The organism is Streptomyces caniscabiei (genome assembly GCF_014930365.1).
GTDB lineage: Bacteria > Actinomycetota > Actinomycetes > Streptomycetales > Streptomycetaceae > Streptomyces > Streptomyces caniscabiei.
Genome location: NZ_JABXWI010000006.1, coordinates 193,072 through 219,867, shown reverse-complemented (window position 1 = coordinate 219,867; position 26,796 = coordinate 193,072). Strand labels below are relative to the sequence as shown.

General features: G+C 71.0%; 33 protein-coding genes. 16 read left to right on the top strand and 17 right to left on the bottom strand.

Annotated elements, in window-relative coordinates:
* Positions 1-6: 6 nt before the first annotated feature.
* The 17 genes from HW837_RS18500 to HW837_RS18420 form a co-directional block, all read right to left on the bottom strand.
* Complete coding sequence (locus HW837_RS18500) at positions 7-867, bottom strand: SPDY domain-containing protein (RefSeq protein ID WP_013001013.1); 861 nt, start codon at positions 865-867, stop codon at positions 7-9.
* A gap of 47 nt (positions 868-914) precedes the next feature.
* On the bottom strand, positions 915-1,568 hold the full coding sequence (locus tag HW837_RS18495; RefSeq protein ID WP_013001014.1) for an HAD family hydrolase: 654 nt from the start codon (positions 1,566-1,568) through the stop codon (positions 915-917).
* Complete coding sequence (locus HW837_RS18490) at positions 1,565-2,728, bottom strand: MFS transporter (protein ID WP_013001015.1); 1,164 nt, start codon at positions 2,726-2,728, stop codon at positions 1,565-1,567. Before HW837_RS18490 ends, HW837_RS18495 begins: the two co-directional genes overlap by 4 nt.
* Positions 2,725-3,978: an ATP-grasp domain-containing protein gene (locus HW837_RS18485; protein ID WP_060878350.1), complete on the bottom strand. Its 1,254-nt coding sequence runs from the start codon at positions 3,976-3,978 to the stop codon at positions 2,725-2,727. The genes HW837_RS18490 and HW837_RS18485 overlap by 4 nt, the downstream gene beginning before the upstream one ends.
* A gap of 54 nt (positions 3,979-4,032) precedes the next feature.
* The gene (locus HW837_RS18480) at positions 4,033-4,335 is read right to left on the bottom strand and encodes a hypothetical protein (protein WP_037729836.1); all 303 of its coding nucleotides are present in this window, start codon (positions 4,333-4,335) and stop codon (positions 4,033-4,035) included.
* Between the two features lie 35 nt (positions 4,336-4,370).
* Entirely contained in the window at positions 4,371-5,558 is a 1,188-nt protein-coding gene (locus tag HW837_RS18475; RefSeq protein ID WP_196789503.1) for an MFS transporter, read from the bottom strand.
* A gap of 44 nt (positions 5,559-5,602) precedes the next feature.
* Positions 5,603-6,121, bottom strand: a complete 519-nt coding sequence (locus HW837_RS18470) for a hypothetical protein (RefSeq protein ID WP_013001019.1) — start codon at positions 6,119-6,121, stop codon at positions 5,603-5,605.
* Positions 6,118-6,960, bottom strand: coding sequence for a winged helix-turn-helix transcriptional regulator (locus HW837_RS18465; RefSeq protein ID WP_013001020.1), 843 nt, complete (start codon positions 6,958-6,960; stop codon positions 6,118-6,120). The genes HW837_RS18470 and HW837_RS18465 overlap by 4 nt, the downstream gene beginning before the upstream one ends.
* A gap of 40 nt (positions 6,961-7,000) precedes the next feature.
* Positions 7,001-7,414: a hypothetical protein gene (locus HW837_RS18460; protein ID WP_013001021.1), complete on the bottom strand. Its 414-nt coding sequence runs from the start codon at positions 7,412-7,414 to the stop codon at positions 7,001-7,003.
* Between the two features lie 10 nt (positions 7,415-7,424).
* On the bottom strand, positions 7,425-7,868 hold the full coding sequence (locus HW837_RS18455; RefSeq protein WP_060878352.1) for a hypothetical protein: 444 nt from the start codon (positions 7,866-7,868) through the stop codon (positions 7,425-7,427).
* On the bottom strand, positions 7,865-8,347 hold the full coding sequence (locus HW837_RS18450) for a hypothetical protein (RefSeq protein WP_013001023.1): 483 nt from the start codon (positions 8,345-8,347) through the stop codon (positions 7,865-7,867). Before HW837_RS18450 ends, HW837_RS18455 begins: the two co-directional genes overlap by 4 nt.
* 100 nt (positions 8,348-8,447) lie before the next feature.
* Entirely contained in the window at positions 8,448-8,765 is a 318-nt protein-coding gene (locus tag HW837_RS18445; RefSeq protein WP_013001024.1) for an SH3 domain-containing protein, read from the bottom strand.
* Between the two features lie 181 nt (positions 8,766-8,946).
* Positions 8,947-9,696 carry a hypothetical protein gene (locus HW837_RS18440; RefSeq protein WP_060878353.1) on the bottom strand — a complete coding sequence of 250 codons (750 nt, stop codon included), beginning with the start codon at positions 9,694-9,696 and terminating at the stop codon, positions 8,947-8,949.
* A gap of 17 nt (positions 9,697-9,713) precedes the next feature.
* Positions 9,714-10,412 (bottom strand): helix-turn-helix domain-containing protein, encoded by a 699-nt coding sequence (locus HW837_RS18435; RefSeq protein ID WP_037729838.1) that lies wholly within the window; start codon positions 10,410-10,412, stop codon positions 9,714-9,716.
* A gap of 18 nt (positions 10,413-10,430) precedes the next feature.
* The gene (locus tag HW837_RS18430; RefSeq protein ID WP_013001027.1) at positions 10,431-10,916 is read right to left on the bottom strand and encodes a hypothetical protein; all 486 of its coding nucleotides are present in this window, start codon (positions 10,914-10,916) and stop codon (positions 10,431-10,433) included.
* Complete coding sequence (locus HW837_RS18425; RefSeq protein WP_037729910.1) at positions 10,913-11,467, bottom strand: DUF4913 domain-containing protein; 555 nt, start codon at positions 11,465-11,467, stop codon at positions 10,913-10,915. The genes HW837_RS18430 and HW837_RS18425 overlap by 4 nt, the downstream gene beginning before the upstream one ends.
* Before the next feature lie 238 nt (positions 11,468-11,705).
* Complete coding sequence (locus HW837_RS18420; RefSeq protein WP_013001029.1) at positions 11,706-12,461, bottom strand: DNA-methyltransferase; 756 nt, start codon at positions 12,459-12,461, stop codon at positions 11,706-11,708.
* A 514-nt stretch (positions 12,462-12,975) separates the two neighbouring features.
* Here HW837_RS18420 and HW837_RS18415 point away from each other — a divergent pair.
* The 16 genes from HW837_RS18415 (at position 12,976) to HW837_RS18340 (ending at position 26,753) form a co-directional block, all read left to right on the top strand.
* The gene (locus tag HW837_RS18415; protein ID WP_013001030.1) at positions 12,976-14,106 is read left to right on the top strand and encodes a C40 family peptidase; all 1,131 of its coding nucleotides are present in this window, start codon (positions 12,976-12,978) and stop codon (positions 14,104-14,106) included.
* A 139-nt stretch (positions 14,107-14,245) separates the two neighbouring features.
* Positions 14,246-14,560, top strand: a complete 315-nt coding sequence (locus HW837_RS18410) for a DUF6112 family protein (RefSeq protein ID WP_013001031.1) — start codon at positions 14,246-14,248, stop codon at positions 14,558-14,560.
* A complete protein-coding gene (locus HW837_RS18405; RefSeq protein ID WP_013001032.1) occupies positions 14,560-15,252 on the top strand; it encodes a hypothetical protein in 693 nt (230 codons plus the stop codon). The genes HW837_RS18410 and HW837_RS18405 overlap by 1 nt, the downstream gene beginning before the upstream one ends.
* A gap of 36 nt (positions 15,253-15,288) precedes the next feature.
* Positions 15,289-16,665 carry an SCO6881 family protein gene (locus HW837_RS18400; RefSeq protein ID WP_013001033.1) on the top strand — a complete coding sequence of 459 codons (1,377 nt, stop codon included), beginning with the start codon at positions 15,289-15,291 and terminating at the stop codon, positions 16,663-16,665.
* A gap of 81 nt (positions 16,666-16,746) precedes the next feature.
* Complete coding sequence (locus HW837_RS18395; protein ID WP_013001034.1) at positions 16,747-18,219, top strand: SCO6880 family protein; 1,473 nt, start codon at positions 16,747-16,749, stop codon at positions 18,217-18,219.
* Between the two features lie 194 nt (positions 18,220-18,413).
* Positions 18,414-18,887: a DUF6238 family protein gene (locus HW837_RS18390; RefSeq protein WP_013001035.1), complete on the top strand. Its 474-nt coding sequence runs from the start codon at positions 18,414-18,416 to the stop codon at positions 18,885-18,887.
* 23 nt (positions 18,888-18,910) lie between these two features.
* Complete coding sequence (locus HW837_RS18385; RefSeq protein WP_013001036.1) at positions 18,911-19,450, top strand: hypothetical protein; 540 nt, start codon at positions 18,911-18,913, stop codon at positions 19,448-19,450.
* Positions 19,451-19,496: 46 nt separating this feature from the next.
* Positions 19,497-21,011, top strand: coding sequence for an ATP-binding protein (locus tag HW837_RS18380; RefSeq protein ID WP_037729840.1), 1,515 nt, complete (start codon positions 19,497-19,499; stop codon positions 21,009-21,011).
* Between the two features lie 65 nt (positions 21,012-21,076).
* Positions 21,077-21,448, top strand: coding sequence for a hypothetical protein (locus HW837_RS18375; protein ID WP_049875718.1), 372 nt, complete (start codon positions 21,077-21,079; stop codon positions 21,446-21,448).
* Positions 21,449-21,519: 71 nt separating this feature from the next.
* Complete coding sequence (locus HW837_RS18370; protein WP_013001039.1) at positions 21,520-21,690, top strand: hypothetical protein; 171 nt, start codon at positions 21,520-21,522, stop codon at positions 21,688-21,690.
* Positions 21,680-22,597 carry a hypothetical protein gene (locus HW837_RS18365; protein WP_013001040.1) on the top strand — a complete coding sequence of 306 codons (918 nt, stop codon included), beginning with the start codon at positions 21,680-21,682 and terminating at the stop codon, positions 22,595-22,597. Before HW837_RS18370 ends, HW837_RS18365 begins: the two co-directional genes overlap by 11 nt.
* A 213-nt stretch (positions 22,598-22,810) precedes the next feature.
* Complete coding sequence (locus HW837_RS18360; RefSeq protein ID WP_013001041.1) at positions 22,811-23,590, top strand: hypothetical protein; 780 nt, start codon at positions 22,811-22,813, stop codon at positions 23,588-23,590.
* Positions 23,591-23,669: 79 nt separating this feature from the next.
* Entirely contained in the window at positions 23,670-24,821 is a 1,152-nt protein-coding gene (locus tag HW837_RS18355; protein ID WP_193382522.1) for a hypothetical protein, read from the top strand.
* A 146-nt stretch (positions 24,822-24,967) separates the two neighbouring features.
* Positions 24,968-25,525 carry a hypothetical protein gene (locus HW837_RS18350; protein ID WP_013001043.1) on the top strand — a complete coding sequence of 186 codons (558 nt, stop codon included), beginning with the start codon at positions 24,968-24,970 and terminating at the stop codon, positions 25,523-25,525.
* Positions 25,516-26,208, top strand: coding sequence for a hypothetical protein (locus HW837_RS18345; RefSeq protein ID WP_013001044.1), 693 nt, complete (start codon positions 25,516-25,518; stop codon positions 26,206-26,208). The genes HW837_RS18350 and HW837_RS18345 overlap by 10 nt, the downstream gene beginning before the upstream one ends.
* The gene (locus tag HW837_RS18340; protein WP_013001045.1) at positions 26,205-26,753 is read left to right on the top strand and encodes a hypothetical protein; all 549 of its coding nucleotides are present in this window, start codon (positions 26,205-26,207) and stop codon (positions 26,751-26,753) included. Before HW837_RS18345 ends, HW837_RS18340 begins: the two co-directional genes overlap by 4 nt.
* Positions 26,754-26,796: the final 43 nt, after the last annotated feature.

Genomic DNA, 26,796 nt, shown 5'->3' with positions numbered 1-26,796 from the left:
CTGGTCCTATCGGCGTGGACCGGGCAGGGCCGGTCGGCTGGTGGTGCTCCAGCGCGGGACGCTGGCCGCGGGGAGCACGGCCGGGCGGCGGGATGCGGCGGCCCGCCGCACGTCGAGCGGGGTGGGGGCCAGCGGGCCGGGCGGAAGGATCGGGGTGAGCTGGGCCATGCCCTCGATGTAGCTGAAGGTCTCCTCCCGCCACCGGGGCAGGGGAGCCGGATCGGCGACGCACTCGGTGACGGCGGTGAGCAGGGCGACGGGCGTGTCGGTGCTGGCCGTGGCGTACCAGGCGGGCCGGTCGATGGACTTGCCCGCCCACAGCTGCCACCGGGTGTCGCGTGTGGTCAGCTCGGTTTCCGGATCGAGGTCGCCGGTGGTGAACTCCAGGCCGGCGAGCCCGTCGGGGGACTGGACCGCGAAGACGCCCCAGCGCGGGCGGTCGATCTCCCAGCCCTGTTTCAGCACGGGCACGACAGCCAGAAAGGGATCGTGCTCGTCGCCCCCGGCGACCGGCCGGGCGAGGTAGGCGTCCCGGCCACGCTCGTACGCCTCGGCGAGTGCGGTGGTGAAGGCGCGGACGAACTCGGTGGGGACGCGGTCGTTGAAACAGACGCCCCACTCCGGCGGGCCGAACGAGTCCTTGTAGGCGTTGATGCGCCACAGCCCGTCGTCGTCTCCCTCGGGCAGATAGCCGAGTCGGACGCGGTGGTCGGGCGCGGTGACGTATGCGTTGCCGAGGTCGTCGTGACGCAGGTCGAAGCCGAGCGCGAGCAGCGGTTCCAGAGCCGGGTCTCCGGTGGAGGTGCTGGCGGCGAGGTAGCGGGGGGAGACGTAGACGTCGCCGTCGATCTCTTCGGTGTCGGGCACGAAAGTCCTGAGGGTTGGGCCGGGGGGTTGAGCGGCGCGGTGCGCGGTCAGGAAGCGGTGCTGCCTTCGAGGGTGGGCAGCAACTGTCGTTCCAGATGGGCGGGTTGGCCGGTGTAGTGGAGGGTGCGCAGGCCCAGCTGGGCGGCGGCCCGGCAGTTGTCCTCGCGGTCGTCGACGAACAGCACGCGTGCTGGCTCGGCGACGCCGGTGGCGGCCAGGGCGTGTTCGTACACGGCCGGGTCGGGCTTGCACCGGCCCAGGCGGGCGGAGTACAAGGCGTGGTCCATCAGCTCGCGCCGCCAGACGGTGGCGTCCAGGACGTCGCTGAGGTGGGCCGGGGCGTTGGAGAGCAGGACCATCGGCAGCTCCGCAGCCCGGGCGCGGTGCAGGACATCGAGGACGCGCGGGTCGGTGCGGGTCCACATGGCGGTGTCGGCGGCTCGCAGGGTGCGCAGCCACCGTGGGCCGGGGTGGTGTCCGAGGACCTTGGCCCAGTAGGCGAGATCGCTCAGTTCCCCTGCGTCGTAGGCGTTGCGGGGAGCCCAGAAGGCGTCCTGAAACGAGGGGAGATGCTGGTCGGGCCACTCGGCGAGGTCGGCGAGACGGGTCCACATGGCGGTGCTGGGCTGGAGGCCGAGGACGCCGTTGTAGTCGAGGATCAGGGCGTCCACGCCGCTCGGGGAGGCGGAGGTGCGGGTCAAGGGGTCGTTTTCTCCAGGGCTTTGGGTGCGAGCACTGCGATGCTTGCGGCGAGGAGGGCGGGCAGCAGCAGCGCGTGCGGCAGTGTGGTGACGGTGGTGAGGGCGCCGATGAGGGCGGGACCGGCAAGAAGGCCGACATAGCCGGTGACCGCGACGGTGGCGACCGCGCGGGGTCCGCCGGTGCCGGCGGCGGTGATCAGGCTGGGGATGGTGACGGACAGGCCCAGGCCGAAGGCCGTCCAGCCGAGCAGGGCAGAGGCGGTGGTGGAGCCGGTCAGTCCGGTGGCGAGGCCGAGGGCGGCCAAAGCGGCGCCGGTGCGCACGACGGTGTCCGCGCCGAAGCGGGCGGTGAGCCGGTCTCCGGCGAGACGGCCTGCGGCCATGGCTGCGCTGTAGCAGCCGTACGCCGCGGCGCTGGTCGCGGCTATCGCGCCGAGGTCATGCAGGTGGACGGAGGCCCAGTCGGCAGCGGCTCCTTCGCCCAGCAGCGTGGCGGCGGCGAGTGCGCCCAGCAGCCACAATCGGCGCCGGGACAGCCTCCTCTGCTCGGGTGAGCCTGGTGCAGCATCGTGGTGGACGGCCTCGAGTGCGGAGCTGGCGACGGTGCGGGTGAGTCGCGTGGTCGCGCTTGCCGCCGCAGCGGCTCCGGCTGCCACTGCGGCGAACAAAACGGTGTGTGAGGTGTGGGCGGTGGTGGCGGCGAGTGCGGCGCCGAGGAGGGCGCCGAGGCTGTAACTGGCGTGCAGCCGGCTCATGATGGGGCGGCCGTGGGCGTCCTGGCATCGGACCGCTGCGGCATTGGCTGCGACGTCAAGGACGCCGTGCGCGATGCCGAAGGTGAACGCCGCTGCCAGGAGGCTGTCTAGACTGGAGCAGAGCCCGAGGACGGCAAGACAGGCCGCGAGGGCTATGGCACCGCCGGTCAGCAGCACGGGCAGGCGGGCCGGGCGGGCGAGGCGTCCGCCGGCCTGGAGTCCGGCGACCATGCCGAGGGCGGCGGCCAGCAGGACTAGGGCAAGCCCGGCGGTAGTCACCTCGGCGGCGTTCTGAACGGCCGGCATGCGCGCGCCCCAGACGGCCATCACCACACCCAGTCCGGCGAAGTACCCGGTCAGCAGGCGGCGGCTGTGCACCAGCTCGGGCGCTGCGATCTGCCTCACGCGGCGCCCTGCCCGGTAGTCAGGGCCGTCGGCGGGACCGGGGCAACCTGAACGTCGAGGCTGCGATACGCCTCCTGGGCGCGGACTTCGGCGACGGCGGCGGTCGGCCCGGTGGTGATCAGGAAGCCGATACGGGCGGTGTACAGATCGCCGCCGTCCTGTGGCAGTACGAGCGGGTCGCCAGCCTGTCGCTGAAAGCGCACGCGCTCCACTCCCCCGACGTGTGCCGTCAGGCGGCGGGCGGCGAGGGTGCCGGAGTAGGCGGGGTAGATGAAGCGGATCGCCGCCCCCTGGTGGCGGGTGGGCGTCAGGTCGGGGCTTTGTCCGCAGGTGATGTCGGCGGCGGCCCGGGCGAGGTCGACGCCGGTGGCCAGGTGGACGAGGTGGCCGATCATGTCGCCGCCCAGGCGTGCGTTGACCTCGATGAGCCGGGGCCGGCCGCCGACCAGGCGCATCTCGACGTGCTGCACGCCGTCCGTAATTCCCAGGGCCGCGATGGCAGCGCCGGCGGTCGGCGCCACTGTTGCGAGGAGCGGATCGGCGGCGTCGACAGTGTGGCCGGTCTCGTCGAAGTAGGGTGCGGGGCCCAGGCGCTTGCGGGTCACTGCGACGGCGGTGGTGGTGCCGCGGTGGGTGACGCATTCGACGGAGACCTCCGGTCCGTCGAGGTACTCCTCGACCAGGACGCCGCTGTCCTCGCGGCTGCGGTGTGCGCCAGCCGAGGCGAACTCGAAGGCTGCGGGCAGCTCTTCGGGCCGGTCGATGCGAATCACGCCGATGCTGCCGGCCGCTGCGGCGGGCTTGATCACCGCGGGGAAGCCGAGGGTCCTCGTCGCCCGTTCAGCCTCCCGCAGGGTCCGGGCGGTCATCGAGGCTGCCGACGGCACTCCGTGGCGGGCGAACAACGTGCGGGCGGTGGCCTTGTTGCGGCAGGCCCGCATCACCTCGACGGAGTTCGCGGTCAGACCGAGCGCGCGGGCGAGGCGGGCGGTGGGGACGAGGTTCCATTCGTCCCAGGTGACGACGCCGTCAAGGTCGTGTCGTTCCGCCAGAGCCCGGCCGGCGGAGAGCAGTGCGGTGGTGTCGTGCAGATCGGCGACGGCGTGGTCGACGATGTGCGGCTTCTCCCACGATGGCTCGGCGCCCGTCAGCAGGACGATGTCGTACGCGGCGGCCACCTGCTCAAGGCAGTAGCCGCGATCCGCCTCATCGCCCGGAGAGACGACGAGTACGAGGGGGCGAGCGGACAAGAAGGGGTTCTCCGAGTCGGTAGGCGGCAGGGCGAGGGAAGGGAACGGGGTGTCTCAGGCTGCGCGGCGGCGGCGCAGCTCGAACACGCCGGCCCAGTGGGGGTGGTCGTCGATCAGGCGGCGGGCGTAGAGGGCGGTGAAGTTGTTGTTCAGCCCGGCGACGCCGTACGGGAGTTGGCGGCGCAGGTCTTCGAAGAGGTCCTTCAAACTGACCCGTGTGGCGCCGGCGGCCAGGCGGCGGGCGGCCATGCGTTCCAGAGCGCGGTAGACGTGCGGATTGTGTGCGTCGAAGGCGTGGAACTGTTCGGTGATGGTGCGACCGCTCGCGCGGTTCGTCCCGAGGATCGTGGTGGGCATGAGGTTCTCCACAGGCTGGGGAAAGCGCGGCAGGGTTAGGTGCGCAGGGTGGGATCGGTGCGCAGGCGGGCGAACGCGTACAGCAGGCCGAGGGCCTGCAGGCCGGCGCAGACGGTGATGACGTGGCCCAGCGCGTCGGGCGGGGTGAGCGCGGTGAATACGCCGGCGACGGGGAAGGGCAGCTGGAGGACGAGGATCGTCGCCGACAGGGTGCTGCCGAACTTCTCCGCGGGGATCAGACGGGAGCGCAGAGTGCGCAGGACCACCGTCATGCCGCCGTCGGCCGCCATGAGGACCGCGACCAGGACTAGGTAGGACCAGTAGTCGGGGGCCTGGGCGGCGGCGAAGCAGGCGAGCGAGGCGAGGGCGGCGCAGGCGGCGCCGACCGGCCACAAACCCAGGCGGTCGAGCGCGAAGCGGCAGAGCGTGACGCTAAGGAGCGTCGCTGCGGCGGCTGCGGACCAGACCAGGCCGACGGCCGTGGTGGACTGCCCGAAGTGCTTGACAACGATTACCGGACCGGCCGCTTGCAGGAGTCCGGTGGCCAGGTTGGACAGAGTCAGCCCGGTCACCAGCCAGCCGAGTGCCGGAAGAGAGCGGATGGTGCGCCACCCGGTGAGGAGTCCGGCGCCGGGTTGTCTCTTCGGCGCGCGGGCCGGGGCAACGGGTGAGGGAGGTGTACGCAGGGCGAACATCGCGGCGAGAAGGGAGAGCACCGTGATCACCGCGAGCATCGTCGGCGGCCCGGCGAGCAGGAGCACTCCGGCGAGGGCGGGGCCGGCCAGGGTCGCGGTCTGATCGATGCCGAGCAGGGCAGCCTGGACGCGGTGGGCCCGCTTTCCTGCACGTCGGCCGGCGGCAGCGCCTGCGGTCTCGGCCGCGATGTAACTGAATTCGGTGAGCACGCCGGTCGTCGCCGCCAGCACCATCACCGTTGCGCTCGCCACGGTGCCGGACGGGTGGAAGTGGAGCAGGACCGCGCCGGCGACGAGGGCCAGCGCGCGCCCTAGGGAGGCAAGATGGAAGACGACTGCCGCCCCGCGCCGGTCGACGACGGACCCTGCCCACCCGAACGCCGCCAGCCGCGGGATCCACTCCAGGGCGAACGCGGCACCCGTCAGAACGGCGGAGCGCGTGGTGGCCATGACCAACAGCGGGATGCCGTAGGTGCACATCGCGAACGCGAGAGCGTCCGCCGTGCGCGGCAGGTAGATGCTGCGCATCAGCCCGGCGCTGTGACGTGCATGCCGGGGTGCAGCCGCTGCGCTCACGCGGCCGGCTCGGGCTCGGACACCCGGGTGATCTGAGGGTTGCCGGCCAGCCACTGAATTAGGAGGGTGCGGGGACGGACGAGGGCCGCTTCGGCCTCGTCGCTGAGCAGGCGCGCGGCGGACGGCCGCGGGAGGCCGTCGGCGCGCTCGGTCGCGAGCGAAGGCGCCAGGAGGTCGAGGACGTGGCGAACGCGACTGCTGAACTCGCAAACCGGTGTCGGGAAGGCGTGGCGTCGGGCCCAGCGCGCAGCCGTGTCGTACAGGTCGGCCAACTCCGAGCCCGACTCGGTGAGTTCCAAGCCGGTGCCGGGTGCGGTCCGGACGAGGCCGTGGGCGCGGGCCGCTTCGGCAGCGCGGCGCAGTTGGTGGGCGGAAAGGTCGGGGAGGGTACCGGCCAGCCGCCTGTGCGGTATTGCCCCGTTGTCGTCGATCTCGGTGATCAGGCGGATCAAGGAGCGCGAGGCGAGCAGCTCGACGGCGTTGCGTACTTCGGCAGGGGTGAAGAGGGTGGTCATCGGCGCGGACCTCCGGCCGGGACGGCCGCCTTCGGGCGGGCGGTCGTGGGATGGGAGAAGAGGTCGCGGTTGCGCCACGCGGGAGAGGACTCGCCTGTCCGGGCCTGCGGGAGGGGTGCGGGGGCCGGCCGGGACTGGCTGCTGACCCACGGCCTCGGCGCGGGCTTCGCCTGCGGGTGCCCCCAGACCGGGTGGTGGGCCGCCTGGTTGAGGGGTTGTCCGGCGGACCACGCGGACAGGGCGCCGAGAACGGGGCTCAGGCCGTCGCCCGCCGCAGACAGCCGGTAGGGCTGGCCGATGCCCTCGGTGTCAACCAGGCCGTCGGCGACGAGCTGCCGCAGCGGCGGGTAGACGTTGGTCCAGTCGCTGCGGGGCATCACGATCCTGGCCAGGGCCCGCCCGCTGACCTCCTCGCGGGTCTTGAGTACCCACAGGATGGCGGCAGCGTGCCGCCGGGTAAGCAGGGTGAGGCTGTCCTCGATCTGCGCGATCGCGGGCAGCAGGTGGTCCGCCTTCTCCAGATGCTCCTCGGCCCAGGTGACGATCATCGGCAGGACCGGCAGCAGGGCCACGCCACGCTCGGTGTGGCCGTAAGTCACGTGCCGTGCGGTGTGTTCGGTGCGCTCGACAAGACCGGCGTCGCACAGCGCCTTGAGCTTGGGATGGAGCTGCCCGTTCTGCAGCCAGGACACCTTGGCGGCCAGCTCGCTGTAACGGACGGGCGGGCCGGAGAGTGCCAGCAGGATCCTCACGTTCCAGCGCGGGGTGATCATGGCGAGGGCCTCGGTGACCCGCGTGATATCGGCGTCGGTGTCAGGCGGCAAAGCGGTGATGGCCAAGGGAGGAACTCCTGGGTGAATGAAGGGGGATCGCCTGCAGTCAGCGGCTGTGCGCCGTGCTCTGAGCCGGAAGAGGCGGAGCCGGAACGGGCAGCGAGGGAGTCGGCGGAGACGGCGCTGGCACCGGGACGCGGGCCAGGCTCTGCAAAACGGCCAAGACCGACTTGGCCTGGACCTCGCGGACTGCGACGGCTTCGGCGAGCCGGCGGGAGCCGTCGAGAAGGTGGGAGACCTCGTGCCGGCCGATCTGCCGCTCGGGATGGATGAGCCGGGCGAGGTGGTCGCGGTGGACGTCGATGCTGCGCTCGGCGAGAGCGAGGTCGTCGTGCATGCCGAGCAGGGCGGAGAGCATGCCGGGCGGCTGGTCTTGGGCGTGGGCTTCGAGGTCGGCGAGCGGCGCGCCGTACAGGTCCTCGATCCGTCCGGCTATCTCGGTGGACGTGAGGTGGGCCAAGCGGCGGCTTTCAGGGTCGGCTTGCTGGAGCCGCCCCGACACACGGGGGTGCCGGGGTGGCGGACGGGGGCAGGGTTGCGGTGGCCCTTAGCTGCGTCGTGCGGACAGGCCGGGCCCGCTGGTCGGGCGGAGGCATGGTGCGCAGCAACTCGCCGAGGGCGGCGCGGTAGCCGTCGCGGGCATCCAGCGCCGCCTCCAGCCACTGCGCGTCGAAGTGGAGCTTGTCCGCCGACAGCTCGCCCATGTCGCGGTCCGGATCCATGTCCGCGTGCACGCGATCGCGGACGCGGGCGACCTGCTCCTCGGTCAGAGCCAGGAAGGAGCGCAGTTCCAGGGCACGGGCGAGGGCGGGCGAGGCATCGTGGCCGACAGCCGTCTCGTACAGCTCGGGAACCGGGTTCCCGAAGACCTTCTGCAGGTCGCCGTCCATGGTGCTGGCCTTGACCCGGCTCAACGGACGGGCCTTCCCGCCCGCCACGCCGACGTCGGCGCGGGTGTACCCGTGGGTCGGTGGGGAGCGCTGGTCTGCACCACAGGCCCGGTTCGGGGGCGAAGGCGGGCGAGCCGTTCGGCGGCGAGGTCCTTCTTGCCCGGAGCGTCCGGGTCGAGGAGCCACCGCACGACCATGGCCCGGCCGTCGCGTGCGGCGACGGCCGCGTTCACGCGGTGGGCGAGGCCCATCGTCGGGTCGTCGACCTCGCTAGGCTGGGCTTCCAGCGCGGCGAGGAGGTCGTCCTCCGCGCGGTCGAGCGCGGACTGAGCCTGGACGAGAAGGCCGTGCCACTTGACGACGTCGGTGGCGTCAGGGTTCGCGGTCGGCGCGGCGGCGACCGCAGCCTTCAACTGGTTCATGTCCATGGCGAAGCGCGCTTCGATCCGTTCGGTGAGCACGCCCACGACGTCCTCGGCGTCATCGGATATGCCGTCGGACAAAAGGGAAACTCCTGTTCTGGAAAGACCGGTGCCTGGGGGGAATGTGAGGGGCGGCCGTACCCGGCGGCTCAGTCGCTTACGGGCATGTGCTGAATGCCTGTCAGTCCAGGCACATGCGGGTGTCGCGGTAGACGTACGTGCCGGAGACCCAGCCCTTGACGCCGGTCGACTTGTCCGTGGTGTAGAGCCAGTTGCCGCTCTTCTTGTGGACGGTGAACTTGTGGCTCTTGTAGAGCACTCCGACCGCGGTGGACTGCGTGGTGGCCTTGGAACGGATGGTCACAGCCGACGCGTGGACCTTGTACGGCAGCGGCGGGAGGTCCGGGCAGGGCGTGATGCTCGTGGCCGTCGAGGCAGCGGCGGGGGCCGCACTCGCGGGCGTAGTGGACAGCATCGGCAGAGCGATTGCTCCGAGCATCGCCGCGGATATGGCAATTCGGGTGGAGCGCATGCGGAAGAAACCTCCGTGAAGGCATAGGGGCTGCGTGGAATGGCGCCGCGGGAGTTGTCCCGGCGGCTGTATAAGAGTCCGGAGAATCGCCGGTTTGGCTAACCGGCGATCGTCGGCTATGTTTCGCCGCCCGCGTCGGCCATGCCGATCAGCGCGAGCGGCCGGGCGGGCGCGGAACAGGGGCCTTCGCCACACCGGCCGGGCGGCTGGCTGCGGCTGCCGGGCGGACCGGTGGGAGAGGACCGGCCTCGCCGATAAGCCGGTCGTCGCACCACTGCAGGGCCTCGCCCACCGTGTCGAAGCCGCCTTCGCGCAAGGTGTGCGTCCACGCGTCGGTGTCGACCTCCTCGACCACGACGCGGAACGGGCTGGGGGCTCGCTCGTCCAGGGCGCGCAGTGCCACGACGGTGACCATGTCGTTCGGGTCGTCGCAGGTGTAGGAGTAGCCCATGGCGTAGTGGTCGCCGTCGCCCGCGAGGCGTCGCTCCAGCGCACGAGTCGCCTCGTCCGCTGGCGGTGGGCCCAGCTCCGGGTCGAGGCCGATGGCGTCCTGCGGGCACCCGCGGTGGATGAGCCAGGACTGCGCCATCGCGGGCAGCGGCAGCAGGGCCTGCTCGAAGTCGAACGTCTCCTTCTCCCGGTCCCGCTTCAGGTGCACGGCGACGTATTGCGGCATGCCTGGATGCCCGAGAGTGGCGGTGCGGTCGAAGAGGACGTAGTAGCTGTGCGCGCCGTTGGGGGTGTGGTGTTCGGCGAGGGGGACGAGCATGTCCTCGCGGACGGCGACCTGGCGGTAGAAGTCGAGGTACAACTCCTCGTCGGCATCGAAGTCGTCCAATGCGAAGTCGACTTGGGGGATGGACTTCCGAGCCGGCGCCGGTTCGGTGGGAGACAACAAGGGCCTTTCGATGGAGTTCAGCGGCGCTGCGCCGGGGTGGACGGCGATGTGCCGGGTCGAGCCGGGACCTTCGGCGCCTGGGTCGTGGGCGTCCGGCGGGCGGCGAACAGCGCGGCGCGTCCGGCGTCGGTGAGTGAGACCGGCTGGCCGGCGTGCACGGGGTGGCCGGTATCCCTCACGACCAGGCCGGCGTCCTCCAGCCGCTGCACCTTGGCGTGAGGGATGCGGGTACCGGAGGCGGCGGTGACGGACATCCGGCCGGTCAGCAGGTGTTCGTAGAGCTTGGCGCCGCCGGCGATGGCGAGCAGCGCCGCCTGGTCGTCCGTCGAGAGTGGCTTCGCGTCGGGCGCCAAGGCCGCTGCGGCGGCCTCGATGGGCTCCAGGGCGGCGAGCACCTTCCGGGCAGCGGCGTCCCGCGCGTCGGTGGCCTCCTCCAGCCGGTCCACGGTGCGGTCGATGCGCGCGAACAGGGCGTCATCGACATCGAACTCGCCGCTGGAAAGGCGGTTGAGCAGGCGGAGGTAGAAGGTGACACCGGTCTGGGCCTTGGCCAACTCCCGGTGCCGGTCGACCAGGTGGGCGTGCGGCTCGTCGAGGACGCCGCGGTCGCGGTAGGCCCACAGGGTGTCGATCTCGTGGCCGGTGACGGCTTCGATGCGATGGTCGAGCGGGGAGACCGCACGCCGGGCTGGCGTCGACGCGGGCACAGGGGGCATAGGCGAGGCTCCGTGCGTTCAGCGGCTGTGATGGTGCGCGGGGTTGTGTGCGGGACGGGGCAGACCCGGCAGTGCGCTGGGCGGCGGACCGGGCCGGGGCACGGGAGTGCGGCTGGTCAGCTGCGGGGAGCGGGAGCGTGCCGCGTGGGTGCGGGCGCTCAGCGGCCGACGGGTCATCCCCAGGCGGCGGCCGACCTCGTCGTAGACGTCGTTGCCCGCACGCGGCCGGACCGCGACGACATGGATCTCCTTCGGGTGCGCGGACTCCGCGGGCGCCGCGCGGACGCCGTAGACGACGCGCCAGTCCTTGCGCGAGTCCACGAACAGCTTTCGATAACCCACCAGGTCACCGTCGAGGCGTAGCCCGAAACGCTGCGCGTTCACGACTTCCTGCAGGTAGGCGAGGGTCAGGTCGCGGATATCGCTGGGGGCCTGGAGGAGATCGGTCAGCGCGCGGGGGTCGAAGCTCAGTCCGAAGGCGGGCTGTCCCGCTCCCGCGGTCATGACGTCGGCTCGTCCGGCTCGGCGGGCCCGGCGGCCTCCGCCCGGTCCGCCGCCGTCTCCATACGCACGGACGGCGGCGGGCCGGGCAGAAGACGGTGCGCGGGCCGGTGAGGAGAGGTCATGCACGCCGACAGCGGCCCGCCCGGTGCGCGGATCGCCGCAACGGCGTGGGTGAGGAAGTCCCGGTGCCACACGAACAGGCCGCTCAATCCCGCTTCGGGGTCCTTGTGCTGCTCGTACGCAAGCCACAGGGCGTGGAGCCAGGCCACGACATCGTCGTGCTCCTGCCACTGCAGACACCAGGGCGCCGCGGTGGTGACCTCCGCCCCGTAGACCGGGAGGAAGAAGTCGTCGACCCAGTCCGACAAGGCGTCGAGTTCGTCTTCCCTTTCCTCCCCGTCGAGTTCCAGGATCGGGCGGGGCTCCGGCAAAGCGGCGGCAAGCGGCCCGCCGAGCCCCGGCATGCCGAACGCGGCGAACGGCGATCCGCTCGGCTCCGGGGCGGACGCGAGGTGGTCGAGTTGCTGCGCCTGTTGCGCCGACTGCTCTATGAGCCGTCGGACGCTCGCCTCGATTCCCTCCAACTGCGGATCGGGAATGCGAACCGGCTCCAACTCCCCATCGTCAGAAGGTTTTATGGGCTCGGGCATGAAAAGGTTGGCCTCCTACGAGACGCGGAATGAGAGAAGGGCGAAATCGGCGAGGCGGAGCGGCCAGCGAGCTATAAGTCCGCTTCGCCGGATTGCCGACTTGGGTGCCGGCCGCCCTGACGGGAAGCGCGCTCGCGGCTCAGACGGCGAGAATCACGTCGTCCTGAGTGAGGGTCTCGCGGATCGTTTCGGTGAGCCGAGCTTCCGCGATCGACGCGTAGTGCTCGGTCTTCTCCACGCCGATGAAGTCCCGGCCTTCCAGCAGGGCGGCGACGCCCGTGGAGCCGGAGCCGGCACAGAAGTCGAGCACCGTGCCGCCCTCAGGGCTGATCTTGACCAGCTCGCGCATCACCTCGACGGGCTTCTGCGTGATGTGCTGGCGCTTCGCCCCCGAGGGCTGCGACGCGGAGTACATACCCGGTAGATAGACCGGGTTCCGGGAGCCGTCGATCGGCCCCTTGCTGGCCCAGACGATGAACTCGCAGTTTTGCGTGAACCTCCCGCGCTGGGGCCTGGCCTGCGGCTTGTGCCAGGCCAGCACCCCACGCCACAGCCAGCCGGCCGCCTGGATCGCGTCCGTCGTGGTCGGCAGTTGGCGCCAGTCGGTGAACAGCAGCGCGGTCCCGCCGCTCTTGGTGAGGCGGTGGGCCTCGGTCATGATCTGCGTCAGCCAGAACGAGTAAGACCTCTGGTCCATGTTCTCGCCGGTGAAGTCGGCGAGGTCGTTCTTGGAATCGGCAGAGGTGTACTTCTGCTTCGCGGAGCGGGTCGTGCGCTCCTTCGCAGTCCTACCGCCCGAGTTGTACGGCGGATCGGTGATGACGGAGTCGACGCAGCCGTCCGGAAGGCCGGCGAGAACGCTGAGGGCGTCGCCCTGGTGCAGAGAAAAAGGCAAAGAGGAACCCCTATTCGGGTGCGGAGTCGCGGAGGTAACCAACCGCCTCGCGCAGGAGTCCTCGCGGGCCGGAATTGGGCATGCAGAAGCCCAGGGCCGCAGACCGAGGAGGGCGAGGGGGGAGTCCAAAAACTGTAGAGGCGAAAGCGCCGACGACCAAGAAGTGCGTTGCCGAGGTGCCGGATCCCGATACTTCACGCCGACTTTTTGGTCAACCGCCGATTCGCGCTTACTGTTTTTGAACCGCCCGGCGCACACCGCCGCTGGCTACTTCCCGCCACACCTCACGGAGGCACCCCCTTGCCTCGGCACACCTAGCTCACGGCCCGGCCACGCGGAGCGAGCGGCAACTCGCCCGCGCCGGCCCGTCCCGATCGCCCACCCCGGCCGCCGCGCCCTTCCACCACGCCTCGCGCACGCGGCACGCCGGACACCGCACCCCGAAGGACACGCTCATGACGTCTCGCTACCCACCCCTGCCCGAAAACGCTGAGCGGCGAGCGGTCCGCTCCGGTTGAAGGCGCTCGCCGCCGGCATCGGCGTCGTCTTCCTCTCCCCGATCCTGATCGCCGGCACCGGCATGATGCTGGCCTCCTCCGCCGACGCCGTGCAGAGCAGCGGCTCCTTCAGCAACTGCCTGAGCGACATCGACAGCGACAAGGTCGCCGAACAAGTCACCAAGATCCTCGACGGCGCGTCCGGCAAGAACGTCCACATCAAGGGCCTGGACCTGCCCGCCGAGCAGGTCCCCAACGCGGCGACGATCGTGGCCACCGGCCTCTCGCTCGACGTCCCCAAAAAGGGACGGATCGTCGCGCTAGCCACGGCGATGCAGGAGAGCCGACTGCGCAACCTCGGCTACGGCGACAGGGATTCCCTCGGCCTGTTCCAGCAGCGTCCCTCGCAGGGCTGGGGCAGCGCCCAGCAGATCCGCGACCCGGTCTATGCGAGCGAGCAGTTCTACAAGCACTTGCTCAAGGTGAACGGCTGGCAGCAGATGACCATCACCCAGGCCGCCCAAGCCGTGCAGAAGTCCGGCCTGCCGAACGCGTACGCGCAGTGGGAGAACCTGGCCACCGCACTGCAGGAAGCCATCGCCAAGACCTTCCCCGGCGGCCATGACGCGGACGGCAAGGGCGCGGACCAGGGCAAGCAACCGTCGACCGGCACGACCGGCTGCGCGCCGGGCCAGGACGGATCCGGCTTCGGCCGCATCCCCGAAGGGAGCGTCCCGAAGGGATACGCGATCCCCACAAACGCCGATCCGAAGGCACGCAAGGCCATCGAGTGGGCGATGCACCAGCTCGGCACGCTCTACCAATGGGGCGGCTCCTGCACCAACGCGCACGGCCCCGACCCCATGGGCCGCTGCGACTGCTCCAGCCTGATGCAGCAGGCGTACGCGCATGCCGGCGTCACGCTCACTCGCACCACCTACACGCAGGTCAACGAGGGTAAGGCGGTCCCGACCGCCCAACTTGAGCCCGGTGACCTGATCTTCAGCCGTGGCACCGCCGCCCGGCCCGAGCACGTCGGCATGTACATGGGCGAGGGCCTCGTGATCGAGGCGCCGCGCACATCGAAGCCGGTCCGGATCACCCCGATCAAGGACTGGACGATTCTCGCCGCCCGCCGCGTCATCTGACGCCGCCCCGCCCCGGCACCGCTCCGGACGGGCCGCCGCCGCGGCCACTTCCGCGCCCCGAGCGCACCTCCCCCTCCGCTTCCCCTCTTTCCCGCGGGCCCTCGCCTGGCCCGCGTATGCAAGGAGCCCCGCCACCCCTATGTCCGTCTCTCTCTCAGACCGCGTCATCCAGCTCGCCTACGACCCAGGAATCTCGCCCAAGGGCGGCGGGTTGCCCGGGCTGAGCGTGCTGAAGAACGTCGTCAACTCGATCAACCTGTTCGGGATCATCGCCGTCGTCGGCGCCCTCGCCGTCTCGCTCGGCGTTTGGGCCTGGGGTCACCACACCGGTGGTCACCAGGCCGAGGCCAACGGCAAGAAGGGTGCGGTCGTGGCCGCGGGCGCCGCCCTCGGTCTTGGCGCTGCGAACGGCATCGTCGCCTTCTTCTCAGCCCTCGGGTCGCAGGTCCGCTGATGCGGAAACGATTCCCCTCCTTTTCGCTGTCCTCGTACGGCGCAGGCTGGTCCGCCAACCGGCGCATCGCGATCGTTGCCTCCATCCTCGCCGTTCTGCTCGCCATCGCCGGGATCATCGCCCTGCTGACCGGCGGCAGGGACGGCCACCCGGCCCCGGACGCCGCCGCGCCCGCCCCGGCTCACAGCCCGTCCTCCTCCGAGCCCGCCCCGAAGCCGTCCTCCGGATCCGGGTCGGTGCCCACGCCTCCGCAGATCGCCGAGCCGGTCGCCTACGCCAAGGCGGCGGCCCAGATGCTGTGGTCCTACGACACCCGCGACACCAGCCGCGACCAGCAACTCGCCGGTATGCGCGCCTGGATGACCACGGAGACCAGGTACGCCGACTGGGCCTCGGTCTCCGGCCAGGTTCCCGATCCGGTGCTGTGGTCGCGGATGGCCGACCAGGACCAGCACGCCACCGCCCACGTCACCGAGGGCCACTACCCCTCCGCGTTCAAGCAGGCGCTGGCCGACGACCCGTCCGCGATCACCGAGGCGTACATCTACGTCGTCACCGTCAACGGCAAGCAGCAGATCGCCTGGAAGAAGGGCGGTGGTGGAGCCGAGGAACGCGCCGTGACCCTCGCCGTGCAGTGCCGCCCGAATCACGACTGCACCTTGGCCGCCATCGCTCCGAGCGTCACGCAGTGACCCGCGCCTGACACAAGAATGGAGGAGTAACTCCCCGTGGGTTTCTGTGATTTTCCCCTGGCAGACAAGCTGTGCGCCGTCGGCGACGCGGTGGATTTCGCCTCGGACCCCGGCAAGGCCATCGGTGACTGGATGGCGAAGTCGGCAGGTGAACTGGCAGCTGCCGCAGCCGATCTGGCGGCCGAGGCGGTCAACACCACCACGAAGGTCGATCTGAACGCCGGCTGGTTCCGCGACAACTACGAGATGCTCTTGCCGCTGGGCCTGGTTCTGCTGGTGGCGACGTTCTGCGCGCAGCTGGTCCGGGCCGCCGTCAGACGCGATGGACAAGCCCTCACACAGGCATTCACCGGCACCATGTCGGGCGTTCTGTTCGCCTTCTGCGCCATCGCCCTGACCACGGTTGCCGTCGAGGTGGTCGACGCCGTCTCCGACGGCCTGTTCAAAGCCGCGAAGCTGGACATCGAATCGGCGGTGCGCCGCATCGTGAAGGTGAACCAGATCGCCAGCCTGTCCGGACTGGGCTGGCTCGTTACGGTCGTCACCGGTCTCGGCGCCGCCCTCGGCGCCTTCCTCTACTGGTGCGTGATGATGGTCCGCAAGGTCGGCATCCTCGTCATGGTCACCCTGGCCATCTTCGCTTCCGCCGGTGGCGGGTGGGAGGTCGCACGCCGCTGGCGCAAGGGCTGGATCGAAGCCACCGCCACCCTCGTGGTCTCCAAGCTCCTGATGACCGTGATCTTCGTACTCGGTATCGCTGCCATGGGCAAAACCGAGGCCAAGGACGGCATCGCCGCTCTGGCCGACGTCATGTCCGGCATCGTGATCATGACCCTGGTCCTGCTGTGCCCGTACGCCGTCTTCAAGTTCGTGCACTGGGCGGCCGACGGCACCGACGGCGAATCCATCCACCGGGCCGGTGGCGCTGGAGCCCAGATCGCCAAGGCCCACGCCGAGAAGGCCGCCCGCAAGGCCGCCGCAGCTGCGGCCACCGCCGGAACCGGTGGCGCTGCAGCCGGAGCAGGCGCCGCACCGCAGGGGCCCGACGCCGCTGGCGGGGGCGGTTTCCCCGGCGATGTCGCCGCCAACCCGACCGGTGGAGGCGGAGACGGCAGGGAAGGTCCGCAGGGCGGCGGGGGAACGGGCGTCTCGCCCGGCGGCGATGCCGTCAAGTCCGGTCTGGAGAAGGCCGTCCAGCCCGGGCCGACGAGCGTGTCGGACGACACCACCGGCCAGGTGGGCGGCAGCCCCTGGCCGGGCGGATCCGGCGCGAGCGCCGCGTCCGGCCAGGGCGGCGGATGGCAGTCCGCTCCGCCGACCACGACGCCGCCGCAGGGCGCACCCCCCTCCTCCGACTCACAGAACGCCACGTCCAGCGGGTCGGCATCACCGCCGCCACCGACCGGCCTCTGATCCCCTGACCGACTCCCGGGGGTGGGATGTGCACGCTCCCTCCCGCCCCCGGGTTCCACCCGCGCCTCCAGGAGCCGCCCCTTGACTGATCTCTCCGTCGCCCCGGTCACGGTGAAGTTCCCGCACCGGTCCCGCCGCGGCATCCTCCTCGGCCTCTCCTTGCCCCAACTCGTCCTCGTGTCATGCACGTTGGCGCTGCTGCTGATGACGGTAATCTCCACCGGACTGCTCGGCGCCGTCGCCCTGGCCCCGCTGTGGGCTGCGTCGGGGGCGCTCGTCGCGATCCGCCGGCACGGCCGCTCCCTGATCGACTGGGCGCCGATCGTCGCCCGCTACGCGCAGCGCCGCCGCACCGGCCAGATGCTCTGGCTCGCCCGGCCCCTCACTCGGCCCCGGCAGGACGGCATCCTTCACCTGCCCGGCACCGCCGCCTCGCTCAAGGTCGTCACCCCCGGCGACTCCGCCAACGGGGCTGCCGCCGTTTACGATCCGCACCGCCAGACCCTGACCGCCGTCGCCCGCGTCACATCCCGCGCATTCGCCCTGCTGGACGCCGCGACGCAGAACCACAACGTGAACGGCTGGGGGCGTGCGCTGGCGGGTATCGCCCGCACCGGGCACGTCGCCACCGTGCAGGTCCTGGAGCGCACGGTCCCCGACTCCGGCGACACCCTCGTCCGCCACTGGACTCAGCACGGCCAGCCCCAGACCCCGGTCGCCGGGCAGATCTACTCCGAGCTGGTCGCCTCCGCAGGCCCGGCCGCCGCCCCGCACGAGACCTACCTCGCCATCTCCCTCGATCTCAAGGCCGCCAGACGCCTGATCTCGCAGGCCGGTGGAGGGCTGCCGGGCGCGTTCACCGTCATGGAGCAGACCACCGCCTCCGTCGCCCAGGCCGCCCGCAACGCCGGACTGCTGGTCACCGGGTGGCTGAGCGCCCGGGAGATCGCCGCCGTGATCCGCACCGCCTACGACCCGCAGGCCCTTGCCGCGCTCCAGCAGTGGTCCGACACCGGGCGCGCCGAGGCGGACCCGGCAGCCGCCGGGCCCGTCGTCCAGGTCGAGGAGTACGACCGGCTCGCCACCGACACCGCCCGCCACGCCACGTACTGGGTGGAGAACTGGCCGCGGACCGAGATGGGAGCCGGGTTTCTGCACCAGATCATGTTCACCGCCGGGGTCCGCCGCAGCCTCTCCCTCATATATGTGCCGCAGCAGCTCGAGTCCGCGCTGCGGGACGTCCAGCGGAAGAAGGCGGCGATCATCGCCGATGCCAACGAGCGCGCCCGCCGCGGCCAGGTCGACAGTGAGGAAGACTCCGTCGAGTACGCCGACGTCAAACAGCGCGAGCGCCAGCTCATCGCCGGGCACGCCGACGTCGCCCTGACCGGCCTGGTCACCGTCACCGCCGACACCGATGCCCTCCTCGACGCGGCCTGCGCGCAGATCGAGACCGCCGCCGTCACCGCCGGCGTCGACCTGCGCCGCCTCAACTACCAGCAGCCGACGGCCTTCACCCTCGCCGCCCTGCCCCTCGCCCGCACCGCTCTGTAACGCCCTTTCCAGACTCCGGGACATGCGCTGACATCCCTCAACGACGACGAGCTGAGACGCGAACTGCGCGCCCTGCTCACCTCCTGCCAGGAACTGGCCGCCCGCCACAGCGCCGTCCGCCGCCCGTCCCGCCCCGCTGCTACCGGTCCACGACCGGCCGCTGACCCCGCCTCCCCGGCGGCTAGGACCCCTCATTGCCCCAACCCCGCACCACTGAACTCGACGCGCACCCCTACCTCCGCGCCGCCAGCACCGGAGTCCGCCATCACACCCGGGCCCTGGCCCGGTCAGCGCCCCCCTCCCCAGCGCCGGTGGATCGCGTGCACCTCGACGTCGTGCACGCCCATCTGACCGCGCTGCATCACCTGCTCGACCACCTCGCCGACCTCGCCCGGCCCCCGCACCCCGCCGCCGGACGACACCTCGCCACCGCGCGCACCCGGCTGTTCCAGGCCGCCGCCGGCGTGCACGACGCCTTCCATCTCCTGCCCGTCGCGGACGAGACCCCGACAAACACGGGCTGCCACCCCGAGCGGCTGTCCGAGGGACCGCCCGTCCTGACCATCTGCCAGCGACACCTGGCCGCAGGCCACGTCGTCCGCCGCAAGACCACCCCGAGCGACCTCAACACCCCGCTGCACGGCCACACCACCACCTGCAGCCAGTAACCCCCACCACCGAAAGGCCCTCAATGCGCGCCCTGAAGCGCTCCACCTCCGCTGCCGTCATACTCGCCGCACTCGCCAGCACCGCCACCCTGGCCACCGCCACCCCGGCATCCGCCGCCAGCTACCACTGCAAGACCAGCAGCCACTCCGTCGACGACCCGTCGTACACCGGCCCCGACTCCGACAACTGGGACTTCGAGGTGACGCTCTGCGCCATGCGCTCCGGCAGCACCATCTACACCACCGCCACCGTGTACTGGGACGGCCCGTACACGGCCAAGAACCGCAACACCTACACCTTCAACAAGGCCAAGTTCCAGCTCCAGACCAAGCGCAGCGTCAGCGGTACGGACCCGGTCGTGAAGTCCGCCGCCTACAGCGGGCTTGAGTACGCGCTCGAACACAGCAGCAGCTACGGCAACGGCTACTACTCGACCGGAACCCTCAAGTACCCGGCTGGATCCGGCCGTTACCTCGCCGACGGCTACATCCAGCTGGACTGGAGCGGTGACGGCAAGGACTACCGCAGCCCGGTTCTGTTCACTGCCTCACCGGTCGTCTGACCCCAGCACCGCGTCCAGACCGCCGTCACGTGAAAGCCGCCCTGCTATGAGCCACCGGCCCGCGCGCCGAGCCCGTCGCGCCTCGGCCTCTCCCTTGTTCACCCCGCACGGCACCGACCGCGCCTCCCGCAGGGCCGCCCGACGGCAGCTCGCCGAGGCCGCCGCGAAAGCCCGCGTCAATGCCGCCGCCCATACCAGCGGCGCCAGCGTGGAGGAGCGGCAGATGCCGCCGCCTCTCTTCCCGCCCGCCGGGCGGCCCGGCCCCGCGTCCTCCCGCAACAACAAGCTCAAGCTGCCCGCCCACCGCATGACCACCGCCACCGCAAGCGGGGCCTATCCATTTCTCGCCGAAGGCGGCCTCGGCGCCGAGGGCATCTACATCGGCCGCGACGTCCACGCTGAAGCGTCCTTCGTCTTCGACCCGTTCGCGCTGTACGGCAGGGTCGAGGGCTTCACCAACCCCAACGTGCTGTTGGCCGGCGTGATCGGGCAGGGCAAGAGCGCGTTGGCCAAGAGCTTCGCACTGCGATCGATCGCCTTCGGATACCGGGTCTACGTCCCCTGCGACCCCAAGGGTGAATGGACTCCTGTGGCACAGGCGCTGGGCGGCACCTCGATCGCACTCGGTCCCGGACTGCCAGGCAAGCTGAATCCCCTGGACGCGGCGCCGCGACCACCGTCGGTCTCCGAGACGGACTGGGCGGGTGAGATCCGCAAGCGCCGTCTGCTGCTGCTCGGCTCGCTGGCCCGCACCGTGCTCGGGCGGGACCTGCTGCCGATGGAGCACACCGGCCTCGACGTCGCCCTGGACGCCGTCGTCACCCGCGCCGCCGAGAGCGGACGCACCCCGCTGCTCGGCGACATCGCCGCCACCCTCAACAACCCCGCCGAACTCGACACGGCCGGCGGCATCATGTCCGGCCGCCTCGGCGACGCCTCCCGCGACCTGGCCCACGCCATGCGCCGCCTCGTCCACGGCGACCTCGTCGGCATGTTCGACGCCCCGAGCACCGTCACGTTCGACCCCAGCTCGCCGATGCTGACCATCGACCTGTCCCGCCTAGGCGGATCCGGCGACGACACTGCCCTCGTCCTCGCCATGACCTGCGCCTCGGCATGGATGGAGTCCGCGCTGTCCGACCCGAACGGCGGCCGGCGCTGGATCGTCTACGACGAAGCATGGCGCCTCATGCGCCACCCCGGCCTCCTACAGCGCATGCAGTCCCAGTGGAAGCTGAGCCGCGGCCTGGGCATCGCCAACCTGATGGTGATCCACCGACTGTCCGACCTGCTCACCGCTGGCGACGCCGGATCCCGCGGACGCGCCCTGGCCGAAGGACTCCTCGCCGACTGCTCCACCCGCATCATCTACCGACAGGAGACCGACCAACTCCACGCCGCAGCAGCGCTGCTGGGCCTGACCTCGGTGGAAACCGACGCGATCGCCCACCTCAACCGGGGCCGAGGCTTGTGGAAAGTGGCCGGGCGCAGCTTCATCGTGCAGCACCTCCTGCACCCCCACGAACTGGCGCTCTTCGACACCGACGCCCGCATGCACTGAAAAAACGCCGAGTTCACGAAAACTGAAGCGCCTTTGCTGCCTCTCCGGCTGCGTGAGGTGCAGTGATGAGTCTAGGTGAGGTCCTGAGTTCCTGTCGGCTACGGTGCGGAGTCGCCCTCGGGGTCACCCTGTCGAGCCAGGCCGTACCGCACTTCGCCGAGACCGCGCAGACCGCGCTCTCACTGCCCCGGCCGCGCGGAGAGAACGACAGCTACGTCCGGGACAACCGCATGGTCGTCGAACACGCGACGGCGCGTGCCTGTCTGCGGCGCGCGTCGCAGGCGCTCGGTGACGCAGTCCAGGAACTCACCGACCACCTCGACTTCCACCGCTTCTTCCTCACGCCTTCCCACCGCCAGAGCCCGGCGCCGCCGCCCGAACCGGGCGGCCGCCACCGCTGCCCCGGGCCGACCCCACCCCTTCAAGGAGACCTCTGAACCGCCCCGCCCACTTCAGCGACGCCGACTGGGCCGACTACCAGCAGTGCCAGGCCGAGCACGAGGACCTCATGACACAGATCGCCGAACGCGAAGCCCAGATGGAGCACGGCCTGATCACCGCCTACGGCGAGTACGAACTCGATTTCAGTCCGGTGCCGAAGCCGGAAGCCGACCCCGCTCGCCAGATACCTCCGCCCCACCGCACGCCGGCCTCCCCCAGGAGGAACCGTGGCCGCTGACCAGGAGAGCACTCCAGACGCCCACCGCGCGGCTCCGCTCGCACCGCTTCCCGACCATCACAACGTGGACACCCCGTGGTGGCAGGAGCTGTGGCACCGCCACGCGCACATCACCACGCCGCTGCGAGAGCGCGGGCTGGAGTGCGACATCGATTTCGGGCTCAGCGCCTACATCGTGCGCGTATCGCTCCCCGACGACAGTTACCTGATCATCGGTCCGCCGCAGGAGCCCCCCTCCGACCGCCCGCCCGGAAGCCCGGAGGGCTGGATCGCGACCCGCGAGCACCCCGACGACCCCTCGTTGTTCGAGGTCCTCTACGACTCGGTGCCCTCCGACGAACCCGGTGCACCTGACCGGCCCGAAACCCGGCATGGCGGCAGCGCCCAGCCCCTGGTCGAGGCGATCGAACACCGCCTCGACCAGCTCGGGCTGCTGCCAACTCCCTCCTCGCCCACCGCCCGCACAACCGTGTCCGCGACTGAGCCGACGCTCCGCACCCCCAAACCCCGGGACGTCTCCGGCAACGCGGACCGCACCTTCGTCTACGGCGACGTGCTCCTCGTGCTCACCGACCGGCTCAACGCAACCGAGTCGCCTACGGATGCCGCCGCCATGCTGCACCAGATCCTGGACCCCACCAGCGGCCTGCTGGAACGGCTCGGCGAGTTCTTCGAAGCAGCCGCGGAAAAGGCCAAGGAATTCGAGCAGGACGACGGATTCGATCTCCACTACGACCTTCAGGACGCCGCGGCCACCCTGCGCAGTCTCGGCGAGGACCTGCACACTGCTGTCGACCGCATGCGTGCCCTGGCCCCCGCGCGTCGGACCACCCGGACCGGTCTCCCGCCGGGCCCGAGCCCGGGGCCACCGACGGCGACCACCCCCATGCCCGGTCGCACACGGTGAACCAGGCACACCCGACGCTCACCGCGCCCTCGCCCGGCTCAAAGACCAGGAACGTGCCGCCTTCCCGAAATGGCGAGGTCCACCAGCCGCAGGCTCCACTTCGCGGACTTCCGCCCGGCCGGCAGGTGGCCCGGACGGCGGTCGGCGTCGCCTCCAGGGAGATACACGGTGCGCTACCTCGGCACTCCCTCGGGGCCTGAGATACGGGCTGCGATGAGCGCCGGACGCATCGGCTGCATGACCACCCCCGCGCAAGGCAGCCGGATCCCCGAGGGTGCGCTGTATGCCTGTGACAACTCCAAGTTCGGCAGCGACGGACGTGGCCGCTACTGGCCCGGGGCCCAGGCGTGGTTCGCCTGGCTGCACCGGACCGTTGAACGGTACGGGCCTGATCGCTGCCTGTGGGCGCTCGCCCCGGACCAGCCGTTCAACGCCGCCGGCACCCTCACCGAGTCCCTGCCGTGGCTGGCCCGCATCCGCGACCTGGGCGTGCCCGCGGCCTACGCGGCCCAGGACGGCTGCGATGCCCCCGGGCTGCTGCCGTGGGACGACTTCGACGTCCTGTTCCTGGCCGGATCGACCGAGTGGAAACTCGGCCCCGTAGCGGAACAGCTCGCCCGCGAGGCGAAGGCCCGCAGCAAAGGCGTGCACATGGGCCGCGTCAACTCCCGGATCCGGCTGGGGATAGCCGAGTGGTTCGGCTGCGACAGCGCCGACGGCACCTACCTCGCTTTCGGGCCCGACAAGAACCTGCCCAAGCTCCTGAGCTGGCTCGACGAACTCGATGGCTGCCCCTCCCTCATCGGCGGTACACACCCCCTCCCCGCCCCACGCGCACCGTCATCGGCTCCGCCTGCGCGAGCAGACCTCGGTCGACGCAGCATGCCTGATCACGAGGCTGCCACGAGGTTGAAGAAGCACCCGCTCACGGCGAGAACCGATCCAGCCCCCGCCCTCCCGACAACACGAGGTCCACGTGCCAGAACCCGCTGAACAGCCGACACCGTACCGGCCGCAGGAGCTGACCTTCTCATCAACGTCCGGTACCAACTCCACCCGCACGAGCGTCGCGTTGCCCGGCGCCGACGGGCCTGCAGGCGAGCGCATGCCCCCCATCAGCCTCGGCGATCACGAACAGGTCGGTGTCATCGCCGTCACCAGCACCGACGCTCCCCCGGCAGCCCACACGCTCCTGGCCGAGCACGGCTTCTGGCGCCCACGCGGTGTCTTCGGCTCCATCCTGATCCACGACAGGTACGACCACGACGTTCCGGCCCGCCTCACGCGGTTCCTCGCCGACGCCGACCGGCAAGGCATCGGCGTGGAATACCACCTGCCCCGCATCCTCGCGGACGCCGGTTCTCCCGCTGCGGGCAAGCGCGTCGAAGAACTGTGGCGCGACAACCAGCAACGGGAGTACCGCCGTTGCCAGCGTGAGGCCGTCCGCATCGCCACCTTTGGCAGCGATCTGGAGTCCCTCGCCCATGGCCTGTGTCACCGTCTGCCCGGCGAATGGGCTTCCCACGTAACCGGCTTCGCCGATCCGGACAGCCAGCTCGACTTCTTCGACGACCTGTGGGACAACGCGTCTCTGGCCAGCGCCTGGATGCAATTCCGCGTTCCCCGCGCCGCGATCCTGACCCGCCCCGATCGCCTTGAGCTCGTCGTGATCGACCGCCCGCTGCACCGCGGGCAGGTCCTCGTCGGCGCGCTATCCCTGCACGGCATCACCCACGACTACTTCGGCGACGACAACGCCCCGCACGCGATCGCGGTCCCCTCCGAGGCCGTCCGCGCCGCACACACGGTCTCCCGGCGGCTCCTGCCCGCTACCACCAGGCCGCCCAACGCCTCAGGAACCCATGCCCGCATCCCTCACCGACCTGTCCGCCTTCACCACCGCCCTCGCCCAGCACCTGCCTGGGCAGTGGTTCCGAAAGCACGAAGGCTTCCCTCCTCCCAAGAACCACCGGTTGAGCGAACCCAGCCCGAGCCCCTGCACCGGTTGCCCGCACCGGAGGTCGCCCACACCCTCACGCTGAGCTGGTACCCCGACGGGGTCGTGGGCGCACCGTATCGGTCGGTGCCCGAAGACGCCCGCATGGTGTTCGGCTGCCGTTTCCAGTACAGCCCGCACGAGTCGGCGTTCGTCCTGCCCGCCTCCTACAGCACCAGCGACCGCGCCGTGCTCATCCAGACCGCCGTGCGGCTGCTCACCAGTTAGGGCATCAGCGTCAGCTTCCGTCACGCCACCACGCCGTGCTCCGCCCAGCCGACCTTTCCACCGACGACCACGCCCGATCTGCCGCCGACGCCGCCGAACCCGCCGGCCACAGTCCGGCGGTAGCCCGGCCGATCCCCCTCTCGGAGATGCCACTGTCCGACCTCGACCAGCGATTGCTGCTGCACTCCGTGGCCGACCGGCTCAACACCGTCGCCGACCATCTCCCGCTCCCTGACCAGTTCACGCCGCCCCCCGATCCGGGGCTGAGCGAGATCCTCGACGACGAGGTCCGCCACCTCGCCCGCCTGCTCGGCTACCTGGCCGGCGAGCACGCCTTCCGACACCGGGCCGCCACCCGCTACCCGAACCGGGTCACGACCATCAGCCGCCGCACCGCCCTCACGATCGCCAGCGCCGCCGAACCCACCGCAGCTGCGCTCGCGGCGCTCGGCTCCGCCGTCCACCACCTCGGCCGCTTGGCCGACCTCGCCCACCAGGCGCCGAGCCCCGCTAGGGCCCGGGCGACCGCCGCCGCGCATGACGCACTCGCGGACCGCATGGTCGGTGCCCGTACGCACCTGGCCCGTGCGTCGAAACAGCTGCGCACCGCAGCCGACACCTGGACGGCGCCGATCCTCACCACTCCGCCGCCTGCACCTTCCACCTCAACGACGCACCGCCCGAGGAACCGCCCTTGCACATAACCGAGTTCACCAACACACTCGCCGAACGGCTCCCCGGCTGGCGCCCCTCTAGCCCTGCGGTAGCCATCGCCGACGACCCGGCAGCCAACCGGATCTGGGACAGCGGCCCCCTGCCGTACACCTCCTTCGAGACCACCGATGCCTACCGTGGCGTGCTCACCCACCACTGGGGGCTGCAGCTGTACGTCATGCCCCGCCCTCACCGGCCGGGCGAGTATCTGGTGCTGCCGATGCTGCCCGCCAACACCGGCCACCAGCACGTCCAGGGCCTGAGGGCCCCGCGCGGCATCGCCGTACCCGCCGACCCCGTCCGGGCCACGGCCCTGCTGAAGCGCCGGCTGCTGCACGACTACCTCTTCACCTCCCCCACCGCGATCCGGCGCAGCAGCCCCGGCCACTTCCAGGTCCACGTCGCCTTCGACGCCGACCGGCGTCCGCGCATCCGCTCCGGCTACATCGGCGCCAACAGCGCTCTGCTCCGCGGTGGTTTCCTGCTCGACCCGGCCACCGGCGAATGCCACCTCCCTGACACCCTCACACCCACGCAGACCCGGCATCAGCTGGTCAGGGCCGTGCAGCACCTGCGCCATCGCGACTTCCACATCGTCATGGACTACGCCGAAGGACCGCGCTCCCACCCGCCCCTTCCCCGGGTCAACCCGCGCAAGGGGATGGGCCGGTGAGCCAGAGCCACCACGATGCCTTCGTCCGCGCCCGCCTGGCCATCTGGCAGCGCCGTATCACGGAGACCACCGTCGGCCTGGCCCCGCTGCAGAGCGGCAGCGCACCGACGGCCCTCGCCCCGGTACTCGATCAGCTGGTCACCGTGTACAACCTGTCCACCGGCCTCGTCGCGGACCTGCGGCAGTCCGCAGACAGTCCCCTCGCACAAACCAATGTGGGACGCGAGTATCTGACTCAACTGTCTGCGGCCCTCGCTCACACCAACCGGGCGGCCACCCATCTGAGCACGACCGTGGCCGGCCTCGCCGACCTCCACCGCCATACTCCCCGGCCCGGCACCGCCACACCAGCCGAGAGCCGACTGAACATCGCCCTCGGCCACACCGCCGCGCACCGGAGCCTCCAACGCGCGCTCGCGGCCGTCACCACCCCGCTCACCGACGCTCAGCCCACCCCGGCGTACACCCCGTTGCCAGGGGTCAGCGAGCAGCACCGCCGGGCCACCGGCAACGGCGGCACCCACCCCGTGCGCCGCCACCCCTAACCCCGCAGGGGTCAACCACCACCCGCCTGCACGTCCTTGGAGA

Bases quoted from the DNA above. Each gene is read 5' to 3' on its own strand.
- HW837_RS18405 (WP_013001032.1), top strand. From the start codon at position 14,560: ATGCGGAAACGATTCCCCTCCTTTTCGCTGTCCTCGTACGGCGCAGGC.
- HW837_RS18380 (WP_037729840.1), top strand. From the start codon at position 19,497: ATGAGCCACCGGCCCGCGCGCCGAGCCCGTCGCGCCTCGGCCTCTCCC.
- HW837_RS18410 (WP_013001031.1), top strand. From the start codon at position 14,246: ATGTCCGTCTCTCTCTCAGACCGCGTCATCCAGCTCGCCTACGACCCA.
- HW837_RS18445 (WP_013001024.1), bottom strand. From the start codon at position 8,765: ATGCTCGGAGCAATCGCTCTGCCGATGCTGTCCACTACGCCCGCGAGT.
- HW837_RS18480 (WP_037729836.1), bottom strand. From the start codon at position 4,335: ATGCCCACCACGATCCTCGGGACGAACCGCGCGAGCGGTCGCACCATC.
- HW837_RS18475 (WP_196789503.1), bottom strand. From the start codon at position 5,558: ATGCGCAGCATCTACCTGCCGCGCACGGCGGACGCTCTCGCGTTCGCG.
- HW837_RS18430 (WP_013001027.1), bottom strand. From the start codon at position 10,916: ATGACCGCGGGAGCGGGACAGCCCGCCTTCGGACTGAGCTTCGACCCC.
- HW837_RS18385 (WP_013001036.1), top strand. From the start codon at position 18,911: ATGCGCGCCCTGAAGCGCTCCACCTCCGCTGCCGTCATACTCGCCGCA.
- HW837_RS18375 (WP_049875718.1), top strand. From the start codon at position 21,077: ATGAGTCTAGGTGAGGTCCTGAGTTCCTGTCGGCTACGGTGCGGAGTC.
- HW837_RS18370 (WP_013001039.1), top strand. From the start codon at position 21,520: ATGACACAGATCGCCGAACGCGAAGCCCAGATGGAGCACGGCCTGATC.
- HW837_RS18435 (WP_037729838.1), bottom strand. From the start codon at position 10,412: ATGCCCCCTGTGCCCGCGTCGACGCCAGCCCGGCGTGCGGTCTCCCCG.
- HW837_RS18360 (WP_013001041.1), top strand. From the start codon at position 22,811: ATGAGCGCCGGACGCATCGGCTGCATGACCACCCCCGCGCAAGGCAGC.
- HW837_RS18470 (WP_013001019.1), bottom strand. From the start codon at position 6,121: ATGACCACCCTCTTCACCCCTGCCGAAGTACGCAACGCCGTCGAGCTG.
- HW837_RS18350 (WP_013001043.1), top strand. From the start codon at position 24,968: ATGCCACTGTCCGACCTCGACCAGCGATTGCTGCTGCACTCCGTGGCC.